This is a genomic window from Kaustia mangrovi (assembly GCF_015482775.1).
Classification (GTDB): domain Bacteria; phylum Pseudomonadota; class Alphaproteobacteria; order Rhizobiales; family Im1; genus Kaustia; species Kaustia mangrovi.
On the sequence record NZ_CP058214.1, the window covers coordinates 3,018,570 to 3,035,452 of the forward strand.

At 68.1% G+C, this 16,883-nt stretch carries 14 protein-coding genes and 1 pseudogene; 9 read left to right on the forward strand and 6 right to left on the reverse strand.

The features are described from left to right. Positions 1-12: 12 nt before the first annotated feature. From HW532_RS14010 to HW532_RS14025, 4 genes are all read right to left on the reverse strand, one after another. Complete coding sequence (locus HW532_RS14010) at positions 13-1,326, reverse strand: TRAP transporter large permease (RefSeq protein ID WP_213161060.1); 1,314 nt, start codon at positions 1,324-1,326, stop codon at positions 13-15. A gap of 18 nt (positions 1,327-1,344) precedes the next feature. Continuing rightward, positions 1,345-1,860 carry a TRAP transporter small permease gene (locus tag HW532_RS14015; protein WP_213161061.1) on the reverse strand — a complete coding sequence of 172 codons (516 nt, stop codon included), beginning with the start codon at positions 1,858-1,860 and terminating at the stop codon, positions 1,345-1,347. 82 nt (positions 1,861-1,942) lie between these two features. Continuing rightward, on the reverse strand, positions 1,943-3,100 hold the full coding sequence (locus tag HW532_RS14020; RefSeq protein ID WP_213161062.1) for a TRAP transporter substrate-binding protein: 1,158 nt from the start codon (positions 3,098-3,100) through the stop codon (positions 1,943-1,945). 57 nt (positions 3,101-3,157) lie between these two features. Continuing rightward, positions 3,158-3,448, reverse strand: a complete 291-nt coding sequence (locus HW532_RS14025) for a hypothetical protein (protein ID WP_213161063.1) — start codon at positions 3,446-3,448, stop codon at positions 3,158-3,160. 257 nt (positions 3,449-3,705) lie between these two features. On the opposite strand from HW532_RS14025, the gene HW532_RS14030 reads away from it, so the two are divergent. Together HW532_RS14030 and HW532_RS14035 are read left to right on the forward strand one after the other, a co-directional pair. Further along, positions 3,706-4,761, forward strand: a complete 1,056-nt coding sequence (locus HW532_RS14030) for a LacI family DNA-binding transcriptional regulator (protein ID WP_213161064.1) — start codon at positions 3,706-3,708, stop codon at positions 4,759-4,761. A 70-nt stretch (positions 4,762-4,831) separates the two neighbouring features. Further along, the gene (locus tag HW532_RS14035; RefSeq protein ID WP_213161065.1) at positions 4,832-5,593 is read left to right on the forward strand and encodes an SDR family NAD(P)-dependent oxidoreductase; all 762 of its coding nucleotides are present in this window, start codon (positions 4,832-4,834) and stop codon (positions 5,591-5,593) included. 130 nt (positions 5,594-5,723) lie between these two features. Here the strand turns inward: HW532_RS14035 and HW532_RS14040 are convergent, their stop codons facing one another. Together HW532_RS14040 and HW532_RS14045 are read right to left on the reverse strand one after the other, a co-directional pair. After that, on the reverse strand, positions 5,724-6,668 hold the full coding sequence (locus tag HW532_RS14040; RefSeq protein ID WP_213161066.1) for a cyclase family protein: 945 nt from the start codon (positions 6,666-6,668) through the stop codon (positions 5,724-5,726). Between the two features lie 180 nt (positions 6,669-6,848). Further along, the gene (locus HW532_RS14045) at positions 6,849-7,961 is read right to left on the reverse strand and encodes an AraC family transcriptional regulator (protein WP_246479087.1); all 1,113 of its coding nucleotides are present in this window, start codon (positions 7,959-7,961) and stop codon (positions 6,849-6,851) included. Positions 7,962-8,055: 94 nt separating this feature from the next. On the opposite strand from HW532_RS14045, the pseudogene HW532_RS22380 reads away from it, so the two are divergent. From HW532_RS22380 to HW532_RS14080, 7 genes and pseudogenes are all read left to right on the forward strand, one after another. Continuing rightward, a pseudogene (locus HW532_RS22380) lies at positions 8,056-8,411 on the forward strand (methyltransferase domain-containing protein); the annotation flags it as partial. Between the two features lie 597 nt (positions 8,412-9,008). After that, positions 9,009-10,166, forward strand: a complete 1,158-nt coding sequence (gene argE, locus HW532_RS14055; protein WP_213161067.1) for an acetylornithine deacetylase — start codon at positions 9,009-9,011, stop codon at positions 10,164-10,166. A 27-nt stretch (positions 10,167-10,193) separates the two neighbouring features. Further along, positions 10,194-11,381, forward strand: coding sequence for a M20 aminoacylase family protein (locus tag HW532_RS14060; protein ID WP_213161068.1), 1,188 nt, complete (start codon positions 10,194-10,196; stop codon positions 11,379-11,381). A gap of 64 nt (positions 11,382-11,445) precedes the next feature. Continuing rightward, the gene (locus HW532_RS14065; RefSeq protein WP_213161069.1) at positions 11,446-13,032 is read left to right on the forward strand and encodes an ABC transporter substrate-binding protein; all 1,587 of its coding nucleotides are present in this window, start codon (positions 11,446-11,448) and stop codon (positions 13,030-13,032) included. A 139-nt stretch (positions 13,033-13,171) separates the two neighbouring features. Next, on the forward strand, positions 13,172-14,143 hold the full coding sequence (locus HW532_RS14070) for an ABC transporter permease (RefSeq protein ID WP_213161070.1): 972 nt from the start codon (positions 13,172-13,174) through the stop codon (positions 14,141-14,143). Beyond that, a complete protein-coding gene (locus HW532_RS14075; RefSeq protein ID WP_213161071.1) occupies positions 14,140-15,081 on the forward strand; it encodes an ABC transporter permease in 942 nt (313 codons plus the stop codon). The genes HW532_RS14070 and HW532_RS14075 overlap by 4 nt, the downstream gene beginning before the upstream one ends. After that, entirely contained in the window at positions 15,078-16,817 is a 1,740-nt protein-coding gene (locus HW532_RS14080) for a dipeptide ABC transporter ATP-binding protein (RefSeq protein WP_213161072.1), read from the forward strand. Before HW532_RS14075 ends, HW532_RS14080 begins: the two co-directional genes overlap by 4 nt. The last annotated feature ends 66 nt before the right edge of the window (positions 16,818-16,883 follow it).

Consider the following 16,883-nt stretch of genomic DNA (forward strand, 5'->3'; position numbering starts at 1 on the left):
CGCCCGCGCGGGTCAGCGGATGGCCCAGAGCGAAATGGCGGGTATGAAGGCCAGCAGCAGCACCACGGTGAGCATGGCGATCACATAGGGTATGGCGCGCCGGGCGATGCCCATCACGGGCTCGCCGGTCAGGCTCGCGAGCACGAAGAGATTGAGCCCGAGCGGCGGCGTGACGAAGCCGACGCCGAGGGCTGTCACCATGAAGATGCAGAAATGGATCTCGTTCATGCCGATGCTTTCGGCGAGCGGCAGCATGATGGGCGCGAGGATCACGATATTGGGCGTGGTCTCCATGACGCAGCCGGCGAGGATGAAGACGCCGAGCATGAGCAGAACGATCAGCACCGGGTCGTCGGTCAGCGCGGTGATCGACTGCACGAAGGTCTGCGGCACCTCCAGCGCGGCCAGCGTCTGGGCGAGCGGCAGGGCGAAGGCGATGATCGGCACGATGACGCCGTTCACCTTGGCCGAGCTCAGGAGCATCTTGGGGAAGTCGTCGAGGGTGAGCGTGCCCTGCAGGAGCCCGATGACGATGGTCGTCACGACCGCCACGGCGGCCGCCTCCGTCGGCGTGAAGACGCCGGAATAGATGCCGCCGAGGATGATGACCGGGATCATCAGGGCGAACTTGCCCTCCCAGACCGCCGTCAGCCAGCGCCGGAGCGAGAAGGCGAGGTCGGAGGCCTCGTAGCCGTGCCGCCGGTTGAGGACGATGTTGGTGAGCATGATCGAGACCATGATCATGACGCCGGGAATGGCGGCCGCCAGGAAGAGGGTGGAGGCGGAGATGCCGAGGATCAGGCCGATGATGATATAGGCGATGGAGGGCGGGATCAGGATGCCGGTGCATGCACCCGATGCGATGAGCGCGCAGGCATAGGGCCTCGGATAGCCCGCCTCCACGAGCCGCGCATAGGTGATCCGCCCGACGGCGGCCGCGCCCGCGGCGTCCGAGCCGGAGATGCAGGCGAAGAAGCCGCAGCCCAGTATGGTGGAGGTGCCGAAGCCGGTGCGGAAGCCGCCCATGGTGGCTTCCGCCACGTCGAGCAGCTTGTCGGAAAGCCCCGAGCGTACCAGCACGTCGCCGGTCAGGATGAACAGCGGGATGGCGATCAGCGCGAAGGCGTCGATGCCGGAGAACAGCGCCTCGCCGAACAGGGTGAGCGGCAGCACGTCGGTTAGGACGAGAAGGCCGATCGCCCCGAAGCCCAGCGCCACCCAGACGGGAACCGCGAGCGCCAGGAGCACGACGATGCCGATGAGCGGAAGCCCGACGGCCCAGCCGAGCTCGGTGGAGGCTTCCGGAACGCCATAGAGTTGATACATGGTGCCTTCGAGCCCTGCCTAGTCGAACAGCTTGCGCCCGGCGAAATGCGGGCGGCCGCCGATGAGATCGGCGATGTCGCGGTGGATGGACTGGGCGAGCCTGACGAGCATCACCGTGAAGCCGAAGGGCACCGCCATGAGGAACCACACCCGGATGATGCGCAGGCCGTCGGTCACATTGCCGTATTTCCAGGAGACGAGGACTGGGTCGAGCGACCAGTAGATCGCGAAACAGGCCAGCGCCACCGTCAGGAGATCGCCGAACAGATAGACGAGCGCGGCACCGCGCGGCGGCAGCGCATGGGTGATGACGTCGATGCGGATATGCGCGCGGTCGCGCACGGCCACCGCGGCGCCGATCCAGACCAGATAGATGAAGGCGTAGCGCGCCGTCTCCTCGCCCCAGACGGAGGAGTAGAGCAGCGCGAAGCGTCGGAAGACTTCCGTTGCGATCACCAGGACGATGAAGCTGTAGAGGAACAGGAGCAGCCAGCGCTCGCCATTCTCGTCCAGCCATTTCAGGGCCTTGCGCATTGACGTCCTCGGACGGGGTTGGCCGGGGCAGGGGCGGGCCGTGCCGCCCCTGCCGGTCGTTGTGTGAGCGCGAGGGGACGGGTCACACGTCGTTGACGTAGTAGCGCCCTTGCGTGTTGGCGGCCTCGAGCAGCGTGTTGAACACCTCCAGCGACCCGCCGAGCTCCGTCTTCCAGTCGTCCCATTCCGGGCGCTGATGGCCGCCGGCCTCCGCCCATGCGGCGATCTCGTCCTCGCTCGGCACGTAGTACTGGACGCCGGCCCGGGTCATCTCCGCCATGGCGAAGGCGCGCGAGGCGGGCACCTGGGCGAGGTTCTGCTGGAACGTCACCTCGCCGGCGAACTCGATGCCCTCGCGGATGTCCGTCGGCAGGCCGTTCAGCCAGTCCAGATTGCAGGAATAGACCTGGCTGTCGGGCACCGGCGCGTTGAAGGTGATCCAGGACAGGATGTCCTTGAAGCCGAAGGCGTAGAGCGCCTCGACCGCCGGGTCGAGCGCGTCGGCCACGCCCTGCTTGATGGCCGATGCGGTCTCGCCCCAGGCGACCGGCGTCGGATTGGCGCCGATCAGGCGGTAATATTGCTGCAGGATCTTGGAGCCGGGCACGCGGAACTTGATGCCCTGAAGGTCCTCCGGCGTCTTGATCGGGCCGTCGACGCCGCGGCGCAGCGCGGTGGTGCGCGGATCGATGCAGAAATAGAAGAGCGGCTTGAAGCCCTTCTCCTGGACGCGCTTGTCGACCTCCGCCTTCCAGGCCTCGGAGGTGACGAGGTTCACGAATTTCTGGTTCGGCCCGACCCAGTAGGGAATGTTGATCAGGTCGACCGCCGGCGCGAAGGGGGCGAAGTTCGACAGCGAGTGCTGCGCGGCCTGGATCGTGCCGGCCTGCACCTTCTCCACCAGCTTTGTGCCGACGCCGAGCTGGCCGCCGGGGGCGAGCTTCACATAGACATGGCCGTTGGTCAGGTTCTGGATGTTTTCCTTGAAGTTCAGCTGCATGATCGGATAGGAGCGCGTCGTCCCGATCCGGTAGGCGGTGGCGATGGTCATGGTCTCCTTCGCCGCGGCCTGGCGCTCCTTTTCCTCCTGCGCCGTCTGGGCGAGCGCCGTCTCGCTCATCAGCGTATTGGCGCCGAGCGCCACGAGCGCCGTGGTCGCGCCGTAGGCGCCCGCCGCGCGGAAGAAGGCGCGGCGTTCCGGCATGGAAACGCCGCCGTGATGTCTGGTCTTGTCGCTCATGTCATTTCCTCCCTGAGTGTTGTCTGGGTTGGGGGCGGTCCGCCTCTTGTCGGGCGCTCAGGCCCCGGCTTCGTCGTCTCCGCGGGCGGTCCCGGCCGGCAGGTCGTTGCGCGAGCCGACGGCCCGTTCCCGGGCGAGCGCGGCCAGCGTGAAGAACAGCGCGGAGAAGAGCAGCAGCAGGAATTCCGGGACGTCGGGCAGCACGAGGCCCGTCTCCCAGCCAAGCGTCACGCGGGCCTTGCCGAGGAGCACGTTGAGGCAGAACAGCGAGAAGACGCCTGCGGCGATGGCGAGCAGCCAGCGTGCGCGCCGCGCGCTGTCCCGGTCCGTGATGGGTTTTCCCGACATGCCCCGTTCCGTCCCCTCAAGACCCCGTTGTCGCGCGTTTCCGGCCTTGGGGCCGGATTGGCGATCAATTGCGTAAGCGCTTACGCAATATGGGGAGTGTAGCGAAACCTCACCCGGTCGTGTCAACAGGAAACTTGGCGTCGTCGCGAGCTGTGTCCGGTTGACCGTCGCCTGAAACTGGGGAAATATGGTCTCGATTTCGCGATATGCCGCAAGCCGCCGGTCTTCCGGCGTCTGGGAAAGGGTGCAACCCGCCATTGAGCAAGCGTTTACATAAAACTGCCGAAACCGATGCCGACGCCGCGGTCACGCTGAAGGATGTGGCCGACCGCGCGGGCGTGTCGACGGCGACGGTCAGCCGGGTCCTCAACCGGCAGGGGCGGTTCAGCCGGGAAACGGAAGCGCGCGTCTCGCAGGCCGTCGCGGCCCTCGGTTATGTTCCCCATGCCGCTGCGCGCGCGCTGGCCTCGCGGCGCTCGCGCACCGTCGGCGCGGTCACCGCCGCGCTCGACAACCCGATCTTCGCGCGCGGCGTCCAGGCGCTGGAGAACCGGCTGGAGCGGTCCGGCTACGGCCTGCTGATCGCCGGCTCCGACTACGAGGCCGACCGCGAGCTCAAGCAGGTGCGCACCATGGTCGAGCGCGGCATCGATGCCATCATGCTGCAGGGCGACAGCCACCTGCCGGAGGTCTACGACCTGCTCAGGCGCAAGGGCATCGCCTACATCAACACATGGGTCTACGACCCGGCGAGCCCGCATCCCTGCTGCGGCTTCGACAACGAGCAGGCCGGCCGCAACGTGGCCGACTACCTGCTCGATCTCGGCCATACCGAGATCGCCATGGTCGCCGGCATCAGCGAGGGCAACGACCGGGCGCGCAACCGTATCAGGGGCGTGCGCGCGGCGCTGGAGGCGCGCGGCCTGACCCTTGACGAGGCGCGCATCGTGGAGCGGCCCTACAGCGTGAGCGACGGGCGCGACGGGCTGCGCGCGCTCCTGCGCAGGCCCGGGCCGCGGCCCACAGCGGTGATCGGCGGCAACGACCTCCTCGCCATCGGCGTCATCCTGGAGGCGCAGCAATCGGGCCTTGCGGTGCCCGACGCGCTGTCCGTCGCCGGCTTCGACGATATCGAGCTGGCCGCCAATATCGCGCCGAGCCTCACCACGATCCATGTGCCGGTGGAGGAGATCTGCACCCTTGCCGGCGACTATCTCGTCGCCCGCATCGAGGGCCGGCCGGCGCGCGACCATGTGGCGCTCGAGGCCCGGCTGGTGGTGCGCCAGAGCACCACGCGCCCGCCGGCGCGATGAGGCTGGTGCCGTCCCCCGATAATGCTCTATGGTCCCAGGCCGGCGAGACCGGAACTAAGGGGATCGGGTCATGGATATCGGGACTGTGGCGGCCATCGTGACGGGCGGCGGGTCGGGGCTTGGCGCGGCGACCGCCCGCGCGCTCGCCGCGGAGGGCGCGAAGGTCGCCATCGTCGATTTCAACGAGGAGGCGGCAGGGGCCGTCGCCGAGGAGATCGGCGGCGTGGCGATCGGCTGCGACGTCTCCGACGCGGAGAGCGCGGAGGTCGCGGTGGCGGAGGCCGCCGGCGTGCACGGCCCGGCCCGCATCCTGGTCAATTGCGCGGGCGTCGCGCCGGCGAAGAAGATGATCGGTCGGTCCGGCGTCATGCCGCTCGACGACTATCGCCGCGCGGTCGAGGTCAACCTGATCGGCACCTTCAACCTCCTGCGGCTCTTCGGCGCGGCGGCCAGTGCGCTTGAGCCGCTTGAAACGGGCGAGCGGGGCGTCGTCGTCAACACCGCCTCGATCGCGGCCTTCGAGGGCCAGATCGGGCAGACGGCCTATGCCTCCTCCAAGGCGGGCGTGGTCGGGCTCACGCTTCCCGCGGCGCGCGAATTCGCCGAATACGGCATCAGGGTCTGCACCATCGCGCCGGGCATCTTCGAGACCGCCATGCTGAAGGGCCTTCCCGAGGCCGCCCAGCAGAGCCTCGGCGAGGCCGTCCCCTTTCCCTCGCGCCTCGGCCAGCCGGACGAATATGCAAGGCTCGTCCTCCATATCGTCGGCAACGAGATGCTGAACGGCGAGACCATCCGCCTCGACGGCGCCCTGCGCATGGGCCCGCGCTGAGCGGCGGCAGGCGAAAGCGGGGCTTTCGCCCACAAACCGCTCATGCCCGCGCAGGCGGGCATCCAGGAGCCGCACGGCAAAGCGCTTCGGTCCGGATACGATCCGTCACGGCACTTTGTGACCGCCCGTGTCAGCGGATCGCCACCGGATTGACGATGGCCTGGACCGCGCCGCGATAGAGCGGCTGGCCGAGGGTGAACATGAACTCCTTCACCCCGTCGGCGACGAGCTCGCGCGTGTCGAGCGTCTCCAGGATATAGACGCCGTTCTTGGCGAGCAGCACCTGATGGCCGCCCCAGACGGCGCCGTTCTCGTCGAAGGGCACGGCCTCCACGCCCCATGTGTCGGCGCCGACCGCGACGACGCCGAGGCCGGCGAGATACTCCGCCCCTTGCGAATTGATGCCGGGCTCGCCCGACCCGAAGCGCTCCGGATCCTCCTCCAGCATGGACAGCCAGCCGGTATGGAGCACGATCACGTCGCCCTCGCCGGGCGTGACACTCTGGGCCTCTATGGCGCCCTTGAGGTCGTCGACGGTGATCACCTCGCCCTCCTCGAGCCGGTCCTTGCCCTTGTATTTCGCCATGTCGAGCAGAACGCCGCGGGTGACGATCGGCGGGATCTTCTCGATTCCCATCTTCTTCACGCCGGTCGTCGCCACGAAGTCCTTCGCCTTGCGGCCGTTATAGAAGGTGCCGTCGATGCCGAGATGGGCGAGCGAGTCGATCTGCGTGCCGATGCCGAGCCAGCCGGTGAAGATGTCGTCGACATAGCTCATGCCGTTCTCGCCGAAGGTCGCGCCGCCGAACTGGTTGGGCATGGTGATGGTGACCGACAGGCTGCGCGGGGGGAAGGCCGGCGTGTCGCGGCCGACGATCACGCCCATCCGGTAGGTCTTGCCGGCGGTGATCAGCTTGGCCGCTTCCAGCACCTTCTCCGGAGAGAGGGCGTTGGCCGCGCCGATCTCGTCGTCCGCCCCCCATTTGGAGGGATACCAGTCCTCAGCCAGGGCGCCCGATGAGAGACCCGCCGCGAGCCCCGCCGCGGCGATCAGAGAACAGACAGTCCGTTGCATCCGTTTCCTCCATTGACGATGGGGTCGCGAAAGCCACGGTCCTCCCCGCCATCCGGCTCGCTGTCGTGCCGGCCGGCGCGCGAACGCTCCATTCGCCCCCATGCTTTTGCTCGTGCGGGAGTTCCCCCGTCCTTGGCCCGTCCGGGCAGGCGGGATGATAGCGCGAAGCCCCGGGGCTGGCTAATCGGCGGTGGCGGCCGCGTGCCGCGCGCGCCAGATGGCGGGGGCGAGGCCCGTGGCCTTCTTGAAGGCGCGGCTGAAGGCCGCCTCGGAGGCGTAGCCCACCTCGTTGGCGACGGCGGCCACCTTCATCGGGCTGTCGGCGAGGAGGCGCGCGGCGATCTGCATGCGCCACAGGGTGAGATAGTGGATGGGCGGACAGCCGACGAGCTGGGCGAAGCGTTCCGCCAGCACCGCGCGCGACAGGCCGGCCATGCCGGCGAGCGCCTCCAGCGTCCAGGCCCGCGCCGGCTCGGCATGCATCGCGGTGAGCACGCGCCCGATGGCGGGGTCGCGCAGGCCCGACAGCCAGCCCGTCCGGCCTTCGGGCAGCGCGTCGAGATGCTGCCGGACGACCTCCACGAAGATGAGCTCGCCAAGGCGCAGGCGGATGCTCTCCCCGCCGGCGCGCGCGACCCGCGCCTCCGCGAGGGTGAGCGCGACGAGCTCGTCGAGCAGTCCCCCTTGCGCGCCCGCCGGGCGCCGCACGACGAGGATGCGCGGCAGGGTGGCGAGCACGGGATTGAAGGGACGGGTGTCGCAGCCGAGGAAGCCGCACACGAAGCGGGCCCGCCCCGCGCCGCCGCCGCCCTCCTGCACCACGAAGGGGAGCCGGCCCGCCATCATCTCGCGGAAGAAGCCGAGCGTGGCCTCCTCGCCATATTCCACCTCGCCGCCCGGCGCGCTTCTCATCGAATAGGCGTCGCCATGGGGAAAGACCAGGATGTCGCCGGCCTGGAACCGTGTGGGCGCGATGCCCGGCAGGCTCGCCCAGCCCTCGCCCTCCAGCACGATGTGGTAGGAGACGACATGCTGGGCGCGCGGCAGGATGATCGCGGCGTAGCGGTCGGTCCGGGGAACCTCGATCCCCCAGGGCGTGGAGGCCTCCACCGCGAAGAACAGGGCGCCGGTGAGCTTGACCGCGCGCAGCACGTCCGACAGCGGATCCGTCGCGACGGTTCCCGGATCCGCCGCCGGCAGCGCCTTTGCGGACGGCGACGCCACCGTGTAGCCGACCTCCATCGCAGACGGAGCGGCATGCATTCCGGACGCATGGTCATGGGACCGGGCCATGGGCAAATCTACACTGAATTCATGGCCGGCATCCACAGCGGCATTGGCTGCGGGTGCCCCGGTGCGACGGTGCTGTCGAGGAGGAGGAGCCGCCATGGATACGGTGAATACGGCCCGGGACCCCGCCGAGATCTACGACGAATTCTTCGTGCCCGCCCTGTTTGCGCAATGGGGCCCTGTGGTCGCCGCCGTGGCGGGCGTGCAGCCGGGCGACCGGGTGCTCGATGTTGCCTGCGGCACGGGCGCCCTGACGCTGGCGGCGGCGGAGATCGCGGGCGGGGAGGGCCATGTCGCGGGGCTCGACGCCAATCCGGCCATGCTGGCGGTGGCGCGCCGCAAGGCCCCGGCATCGAATGGCTGGAGGGCACGGCGGAGGCCCTGCCGCTGCCCGACGGGAGTGTCGATGCGGTGGTGAGCCAGTTCGGCTTCATGTTCTTCGACGACCCGGCCGGGGCGCTGCGGGAGATGATGCGGGTGCTGCGCCCCGGCGGCCGGCTGGCGGTCGCGGTGTGCGATGCGGTCGACAATTCGCCCGGCTATTCCGCCTTCGCCGGGCTGCTCGACCGGCTGTTCGGGCCATCGGTCGGCGACGCCTTCCGGGCGCCGTTCGCGCTCGGCGACGAGGGCCGCCTCATGGAGATCGCGAAGGCCGCCGATCTGCCGGCGCCGGAGGTCGTGCGCAAAAATGGAGCGGTCCGCTTCAGTTCGGTAGCGGCGCTGGTCTCCACCGAGCGCGCCTGTGTGTGGACGCTGGGCGGCGTGCTCGACGACAGCCAGTTCGAGGTGCTCCTGCGGGAGGCGGAAACCGGGCTCCGGCCTTTCGTCGCGCGGGACGGCGCGATCCGGTTCGACATGCCGGCGCTGATCCTCGCCGCGCGCAAACCCTGAGGGATGCGATTGTCATGAGACATCGCCGGCGTTGCGGCCCGGTCCGACCCTTGTGTGACGGGTGGGGTTGAAATCTCGTCGCAACTGGTTTGACATGGGCGCCAGGCCGCGTTGGAGGGCCCGCGTCGCGGGTGTCCCGGAGCGTGCCGTCGGGGTGCCATGGTGCAGCGTTACACGTCTGTTGAGATGCTCGACAAGCTCGTCGGATTTCCGACGGTCTCGCGCGACAGCAACCTGGATCTCGTCGCGTTCGTCCAGGACTATCTGGCGGGCCATGGCGTGTCGTCCAGCATCCTCCACGACGAGACGGGCCAGAAGGCCAATCTCTATGCCACGCTCGGGCCGATGGTGCCGGGCGGCGTGGTCCTGTCTGGCCATACCGACGTTGTCCCCACCGACGGGCAGGCGTGGTCCAGCGACCCTTTTTCGCTGACCGAGCGGGACGGGCGGCTCTATGGCCGCGGCGCCTGCGACATGAAGGGCTTCCTGGCGATCGCGCTGGCGCTGGTGCCGGAGGCGCTGGAGCGCGGGCTTAACCGGCCGATCCATCTGGCGCTGTCCCATGACGAGGAGACGGGCTGTCTCGGCGTGGCGCCCATGATCTCCGAGATGCGCCGCGTGCTGCCCGAGGCGAGCGCGGTGATCGTGGGAGAGCCGACGCTCATGAAGGTCGTGACCGGGCACAAGGGCTTCGTCGGGCTCGCCACCCGCGTGCGCGGCCACGAGGTGCATTCCAGCCTGATCCACAAGGGGGTTTCGGCCGTCATGTACGGCGCGCGGCTCGTCACCTGGATGGACGAGCGCCTGCGTGAGAACATCGCCGGCGCCGATCCGGCCTCGCCCTTCGAGCCGCCCTTCACCACGGTCCATTGCGGCGTCATCCACGGCGGGACCGCCGGCAATATCGTCGCGCGCGACTGCACGTTCACGACCGATATCCGCCTCCTGCCGACCGAAAGCGGGGCGAGCTATGTCGAGCGCTACCGCGCCTTCGCCGACACGCTGGAAGCGGAGATGAAGGCGATCCGCCCGGAGACCGGGATCGAGATCGACATCTTCACCGACATTGCGGGGCTCGCGCCGGAGCATGACGGGGAGGCGGAGGCGCTCGCACGGCGCCTGACCGGAGACAATGGCGAGCACGTCGTCTCCTACGGCACCGAGGCGGGCCTGTTCCAGAATGCCGGCTATTCCGTCGTGGTTTGCGGGCCGGGCTCCATCGAGCAGGCGCATCAGCCGGACGAGTATATCGATAGTTCCCAGATCGCCGCGGGCGAGGGGTTCGTGCGGAGCGTGTTCGACCAGCTCGCGCGATGAGCGCACAGGACAGGAGAGTGAGCCGCCATGCCGATCATCAACCGTTTTCACGAATTGTTCGACGAGGTTGCGGAATGGCGCCGCGACATCCATGCCCATCCCGAGCTGATGTTCGACGTGCACCGCACCGCCGGGCTCGTGGAGGAGAAGCTCAAGGATTTCGGCTGCGACGAGGTGGTGACGGGGCTCGGGCGCACCGGCGTGGTCGGCGTGATCCGCGGGCGCGACACGGCGAGCGGCCGCGTGATCGGGCTTCGTGCGGACATGGACGCCCTGCCCATCGTGGAGGAGACGGGCGCGCCTTACGCCTCCAAGAACCAGGGCGCCATGCATGCCTGCGGTCATGACGGCCATACCGCCATGCTGCTCGGGGCGGCGAAATATCTCGCCGAGACGCGCAATTTCGACGGCACGGCCGTGGTCGTCTTCCAGCCGGCGGAGGAGGGCGGCGCCGGCGGCAAGGTCATGGTCGACGACGGGCTGATGGAGCGCTTCGGCATCCAGGAGGTCTACGGGATGCACAATTTCCCGGGCCTTCCCGTCGGCCAGTTCGCGATCCGCCCCGGCCCCATGCTGGCGGCGACCGACGTCTTCGTCATCGATATCGAGGGCCTCGGCGGACATGCCTCCAGGCCCCACAAATGCGTCGATCCGACGCTCGTCGCGGCAAGCCTGACGCAGTCGCTCCAGACGATCGTCTCGCGCAGCGTCGACCCGCTCGACGCCGCCGTCGTCTCCGTCACCGCGTTCCGCTCCGGCGACACCTTCAACGTCATCCCGCAGACCGCGCAGCTCAAGGGTACGGTGCGCTCGCTGACGCCGGAGGTTCGCGACCTGGTGGAGGAGCGCATGGGCGTGCTGGTCGAGCACCAGGCCGCAGCCTTCGGCGCGCGGGCCACGCTGAACTATCACCGCAACTATCCGGTGACGGCCAATCACGAGCGGGAGACGGGGTTCGCCGTGGAGGTCGCGAGGGACATTGCCGGCGAGGCCGGCGTCGATGCCGATGCGCCGCCCGTCATGGGCGGGGAGGATTTCTCCTTCATGCTGGAGGCCCGGCCCGGCGCCTTCATCTTCATCGGCAATGGCGACACCTACGGCCTGCATCATCCAAAATTCGACTTCAATGACGAGGCCATTCCGGCCGGCTGTTCCTACTGGGTGCGGCTGGTGGAGAAGGCCATGCCCGCGAAGGATGCCGCAGCGGCCGCGTGAGGGGCGGTCCTGCCGGTGTCCGGTTGCGGAAACCGACAAAGGCGTTGCATTCGGGAGGTGAGACATGAAACTGCGAACACTGATGGCGGCCAGCCTGGCGGCCGTGCTCATAGCGTCGGGGCCGGTCGCGGCCAAGACGTTCAAATGGGCGTTCCAGGGCGACGTCCAGTCGCTCGATCCGCACGGGTTGAACGAGACCTTCACCCTCGGCTTCCTCGGCAATGTGTATGAGGGGCTGACGGCCTATGACGAGAATCTGGAGATCGAGCCGGGGCTCGCCGTGTCCTGGGAGAACACCTCGCCCACCGTCTGGCGTTTCAAGCTGCGCGAGGGCGTGAAGTTCCACGACGGCGGCGACTTCACCGCCGACGATGTCATCTTCTCCTGGCAGCGGATGAAGACCGACGGTTCCGACATGAAGGGCTATGCGGCCCTCATCAAGGACATCAAGAAGATCGACGACTACACGATCGAGATCGAGACCCCGTCGCCCGATCCGATCCTGCCGCGCTCCTTGACCTTCGTCTACATCATGGACAAGGAGTGGGCCGAGGAGCACGACGCCACGGAGGCGACGAGCCCGAAGGCGGCGACGACGAGCTCCACCTACGCCGCCCAGAACGCCAATGGCACCGGGCCCTTCATGGTGTCGGAGCGCCAGCCGGACGTGAAGTCGGTGTTCAAGCGCTTCGACGGCTATTGGGGCGAGCCGAAGACCAATGTGACCGAGGTGATCTTCACGCCCATCGAGCAGGCGGCCACCCGGGTTGCGGCCCTGATCTCCGGCGAGCTCGACCTCGTCTATCCCGTGCCGGTGCAGGACTGGCCGCGCCTCGAGAGCGCGGACGGCGTGGAGCCGCTGACCGGGCCGGAGGCGCGCACCATCTTCCTCGGCATCGACCAGAGCCGCGACGAGCTGCTCTATTCGAACGTCAAGGGCAAGAACCCGGCCAAGGACATCAAGGTGCGCCAGGCCATCGCCCACGCCATCGACCTCGATGCCATCAAGCAGAAGATCATGCGTGGCGCCTCGACCCCGACCGGGCTCCTGATCGCGCCGCAGATCAACGGCTTCAACGACGCGCTCAACAAGCCCTACGAATACGATCCGGAGAAGTCGAAGGCCCTGCTCGCCGAGGCCGGCTATCCAGACGGCTTCGAGATCGGCATGGACTGCCCGAACAACCGCTACGTCAATGACGAGCGGATCTGCCAGGCGGTCGTGGCGATGCTCGCGCGCGTCGGCGTCAAGGTCGACCTGAACGCCCAGCCCAAATCGAAATACTTCGCCAAGGTGGCGACCCAGAACGACAACGACACGTCCTTCTACCTGCTCGGCTGGACGCCGAGCTCGATGGACGCCTACAACCCGCTCTTCAATCTGGTGCACTGCCAGACCACGGATGCGGGCCAGTTCAATTACGGGCGCTACTGCAACGAGGAGATCGACGGGCTGACCGCGAAGATCGCCAGCGAGACCGACCAGGAGAAGCGCCAGTCCATGATCGACCAGGCGTTCACCATGCTGCGCGAGGATTACGGCTACTTCCCTCTGCACCAGCAGCCGCTCTCCTGGGGCGTGCGGTCGGGCGTGACGGCGGCCCAGCGCGCCGACAACGTGCTCGACTTCCGCAATGTCGTGATGCCGTGACGCAAGGCCCGGGCCGTTCCGGCGGCCCGGGCATCGACCGTGCGTCGTTCCCGGACGATGCGGGACCCCGCATTGCTGCCGATGCGGTTTATGGCGGCCCGTGCCGGCGGGAATGGCGGAGAGAGGCAGGGGTAACCCCATGATCCTGTTCATCCTGCGCCGGCTTGCCGAAAGCGTGTTCGTCATGCTGGCCGTGGCGCTGATCGCGTTCACGCTGTTCCGCTTCGTCGGCGACCCGATCAACAATCTGGTCGGCCAGGACACCTCGCTGGAGGAGCGCGAGCAGCTGAAGGAGGATCTGGGCCTCAACGATCCCGTCATCGTGCAGTTCGCCCGGTTCGTGGGCGACGCGGCGCGCGGCGATTTCGGCTATTCCTACCAGATGCGCCTGCCGGTGAAGCAGCTCATCGCGGAGCGGTTCCCGGCGACCATGGAGCTGTCCATGACGTCCGCGCTGATCGCGCTCTTCGTCGGCATACCCATGGGCGTCTACACCGCGCTTCGACGACGAAGCCTCATCGCGCGTTCCTTCATGACCGCCTCGCTCATGGGCGTGTCCCTGCCGACCTTCCTGATCGGCATCCTGCTTATCCTCATCTTCGGCGTGCAGCTCAGATGGCTACCGACATTCGGGCGCGGCCAGGTCGTCGATCTCGGCTGGTGGACGACGGGCTTCCTCACGCTGTCGGGTCTCAAGGCGCTGATCATGCCGGCGATCACGCTGGCCATCTTCCAGATGACGCTGATCGTGCGGCTCGTGCGCGCGGAGATGCTTGAGGTGATGCGCTCCGATTATGTGAAATTCGCCCGGGCGCGGGGCCTGAAGCCGCGCGTGATCAATTTCTCCATCGCGCTCAAGAACACGCTGGTGCCGGTGATCACCATCATCGGGCTGCAGGTCGGCTCGATCATCGCCTTCGCCATCATCACGGAGAGCGTGTTCCAGTGGCCGGGCCTCGGGCTCCTGTTCATCCAGGCGATCAGCGAGGTCGATATCCCGGTCATGGCGGCCTATCTGATGCTGATCTCCTTCATCTTCGTGCTGATCAACCTGGCGGTCGACCTGCTCTATCTGGTGATCGACCCGCGGCTGAGGGGAGAGACGGCATGACGGACTCAGACCGGACGGAGCGGCCGGCGGGCCTCCTCGCCCGCCTCGACGAGAGCGACCTGTGGTGGAGCTTCCGCCATTCGCCCACCGTGATCGTCGCCGCGTTGACGACGCTCGTCATGTTCGCCGCGGCGATCTTCGCGCCCTGGATCGCGCCCCACGACCCCTTCGACCTCTCCCAGGTGAACCTGCTCGACGCGCTCCTGCCGCCCATGTGGGAGGAGGGCGGCATGGCCGCCTTCCCGCTCGGCACCGACGATCAGGGCCGCGACATGCTCTCCACCATCATCTACGGGGCGCGCATCTCGCTGTTCGTCGGCTTTGCGAGCGTCGCGCTCGCCATGGTGATCGGCGTCGCCGTCGGCCTCGTCTCCGGCTATGTGGGGGGCTGGGTCGATACCGTGCTGATGCGCATCGCCGACGTCCAGCTCTCCTTCCCGGCGATCCTGATCGCGCTGCTGATCGACGGGGTGGCGCGCGGGCTCCTGCCGCGCGGCAGCCACGACGCGCTGGCCTTCTACGTGCTCGTCATTGCCATCGGCCTGTCCTTCTGGGTGCAGTATGCGCGCACCGTGCGCGGCTCCGTGCTCGTGGAGCGGCGCAAGGAATATGTGCTCGCCGCCCAGGTGACCGGCCTGCCGAGCCTCACCATCCTGGTGCGCCACATCCTGCCGAACGTCACCGGCCCGGTACTGGTGATCGCGACCATCCAGCTCGCGCTCGCCATCATCACGGAGGCGACGCTGTCCTTCCTCGGCGTCGGCATCCCGCCGACCTCGCCCTCGCTCGGCACGCTGATCCGCATCGGCAACGACTTCCTGTTCTCCGGCGAGTGGTGGATCACGATCTTTCCCGGCGCCGCCCTCGTCATCCTGGTGCTCGCGGTCAACATTCTCGGCGACTGGCTGCGCGACGCCCTCAACCCGAAGCTCAGATGACCCGATTGCTCGACATATCCGGCCTCTCGGTCGAATTTCCCTCGCGCCGCGGCACGGTGACGGCCGCGCGCGACATCACCCTGTCCGTCGCGCCCGGCGAGATCCTCGGCGTGGTGGGCGAATCCGGCGCCGGCAAGTCGACCATCGGGGCGGCCGTCATGGGGCTGCTGGAGCCGCCGGGCCGGGTCTCCGGCGGCGAGGTCCACCTCGACGGCCAGCGTATCGACACGCTGCCGGAGGGCGACAAGCGCCGCATACGCGGCCGGCGCATCGGCATGATCTTCCAGGACCCGCTGACCTCGCTCAATCCGCTGGAGACCATCGAGGACCAGCTCGTCACCACAATACTCACCCATCTCGACCTCTCCGAGGCGGAGGCGAGGACCCGCGCGGTGGAACTGATCGACCAGGTGGGCATCCCAGAGCCGGCCAAGAGGGTGAAGAACTACCCCCACCAGTTCTCCGGCGGCATGCGCCAGCGCGCGGTCATCGCGCTGGCCTTGTGCGCGGAGCCGGAGGTGGTGATCGCCGACGAGCCGACGACGGCGCTCGACGTCTCCATCCAGGCGCAGATCCTGGAGCTCATGCGCCGGCTGGTGCGCGACCGCGACGTGGGCATGATCCTCATCACCCACGATATGGGCGTGATCGCGGAGACGGCGGACCGGGTCGCGGTGATGTATCGCGGCTCGGTGGTGGAGGAGGGGCCGACGGACAAGATCCTCCTCAATCCCGACCATGCCTATACGCAGAGCCTGATCGCGGCGGTGCCGCGGCCCGACCGGCGCATGGACCGCTTCCCCCTCGTCGACTATTCGGGCGAGGGCGCGGCCCCGCGCGCGGCGTTCGACGTGAAGACCCACTGGCTCGGCCAGGCGCGCGATTTCGCCGCCGCCCATGAGGGGCCGCTCGTGGCGGTGGAGAACCTCACAATGGCGTTCCATGTCGGCGGCATGCTGAGCGGGCGCCACGAGACCTTCACCGCCGTCGACGATCTGAGCCTCGATATCCGCGATGGCGAGGTGTTCGGGCTGGTCGGGGAATCGGGCTCGGGCAAGTCCACGGTCGCGCGGCTGCTCACCGGCATCTACAGGCCGGTCTCGGGCCGCGTCGTGTTCGCCGGCGTCGATCTCACCGCCATCGGCTCGCGCCGCGAGATGAACCGCTACCGCCGGCAGATGCAGATGATCTTCCAGGACCCCTATTCGAGCGTGAACCCGCGCATGAGGGTGTCGGACATCGTCGCCGAGCCGATCCGCTTCCACAGGCTCGCCTCGTCCAATGCGGAGGCGCGGCGCATCGTGGAGGATCTCCTGGAGCATGTCGGGCTCGGCGCGGCGGCGGCGAAGAAGTATCCGCACGAATTCTCCGGCGGCCAGCGCCAGCGCATCTCCATCGCCCGCGCGCTCGCCACGAGGCCCCGCTTCCTCATCTGCGACGAGCCGACCTCCGCGCTCGACGTCTCCATCCAGGCGCAGATCCTCAACCTCCTGAAGGACCTCCAGGAGGAGCTCGGCCTCACCATGCTGTTCATCAGCCACGACCTGCCGGTGATCCGCCAGATGTGCGACCGGGTGGGCGTGATGAAGGATGGCCGGCTCATGGAGCTCGCCGAGACCGAAACGCTCTTCGAGGCCCCGCAGAACGACTATACGCGCCACCTCCTCGCGCTCATGCCGAAGATCTATGCCGAGGAAGCCGGCGAAGCCGGCGGGGCCGCCGCGCTCGACGCATGAGACGTCACGTCGCCGGCGGGCGCCACGCGACGACGCCTTCCGTTCGCGCCCGGACCTCGGGCGGGG

What these genes read in the sequence shown, in the direction of transcription:
- HW532_RS14010 (WP_213161060.1), bottom strand. Translation starts at nt 1,326, where the DNA reads ATGTATCAACTCTATGGCGTTCCGGAAGCCTCCACCGAGCTCGGCTGG.
- HW532_RS14015 (WP_213161061.1), bottom strand. Translation starts at nt 1,860, where the DNA reads ATGCGCAAGGCCCTGAAATGGCTGGACGAGAATGGCGAGCGCTGGCTG.
- HW532_RS14020 (WP_213161062.1), bottom strand. Translation starts at nt 3,100, where the DNA reads ATGAGCGACAAGACCAGACATCACGGCGGCGTTTCCATGCCGGAACGC.
- HW532_RS14025 (WP_213161063.1), bottom strand. Translation starts at nt 3,448, where the DNA reads ATGTCGGGAAAACCCATCACGGACCGGGACAGCGCGCGGCGCGCACGC.
- HW532_RS14035 (WP_213161065.1), top strand. Translation starts at nt 4,832, where the DNA reads ATGGATATCGGGACTGTGGCGGCCATCGTGACGGGCGGCGGGTCGGGG.
- HW532_RS14040 (WP_213161066.1), bottom strand. Translation starts at nt 6,668, where the DNA reads ATGCAACGGACTGTCTGTTCTCTGATCGCCGCGGCGGGGCTCGCGGCG.
- HW532_RS14045 (WP_246479087.1), bottom strand. Translation starts at nt 7,961, where the DNA reads ATGGCCCGGTCCCATGACCATGCGTCCGGAATGCATGCCGCTCCGTCT.
- argE (WP_213161067.1), top strand. Translation starts at nt 9,009, where the DNA reads ATGGTGCAGCGTTACACGTCTGTTGAGATGCTCGACAAGCTCGTCGGA.
- HW532_RS14060 (WP_213161068.1), top strand. Translation starts at nt 10,194, where the DNA reads ATGCCGATCATCAACCGTTTTCACGAATTGTTCGACGAGGTTGCGGAA.
- HW532_RS14065 (WP_213161069.1), top strand. Translation starts at nt 11,446, where the DNA reads ATGAAACTGCGAACACTGATGGCGGCCAGCCTGGCGGCCGTGCTCATA.
- HW532_RS14070 (WP_213161070.1), top strand. Translation starts at nt 13,172, where the DNA reads ATGATCCTGTTCATCCTGCGCCGGCTTGCCGAAAGCGTGTTCGTCATG.
- HW532_RS14075 (WP_213161071.1), top strand. Translation starts at nt 14,140, where the DNA reads ATGACGGACTCAGACCGGACGGAGCGGCCGGCGGGCCTCCTCGCCCGC.
- HW532_RS14080 (WP_213161072.1), top strand. Translation starts at nt 15,078, where the DNA reads ATGACCCGATTGCTCGACATATCCGGCCTCTCGGTCGAATTTCCCTCG.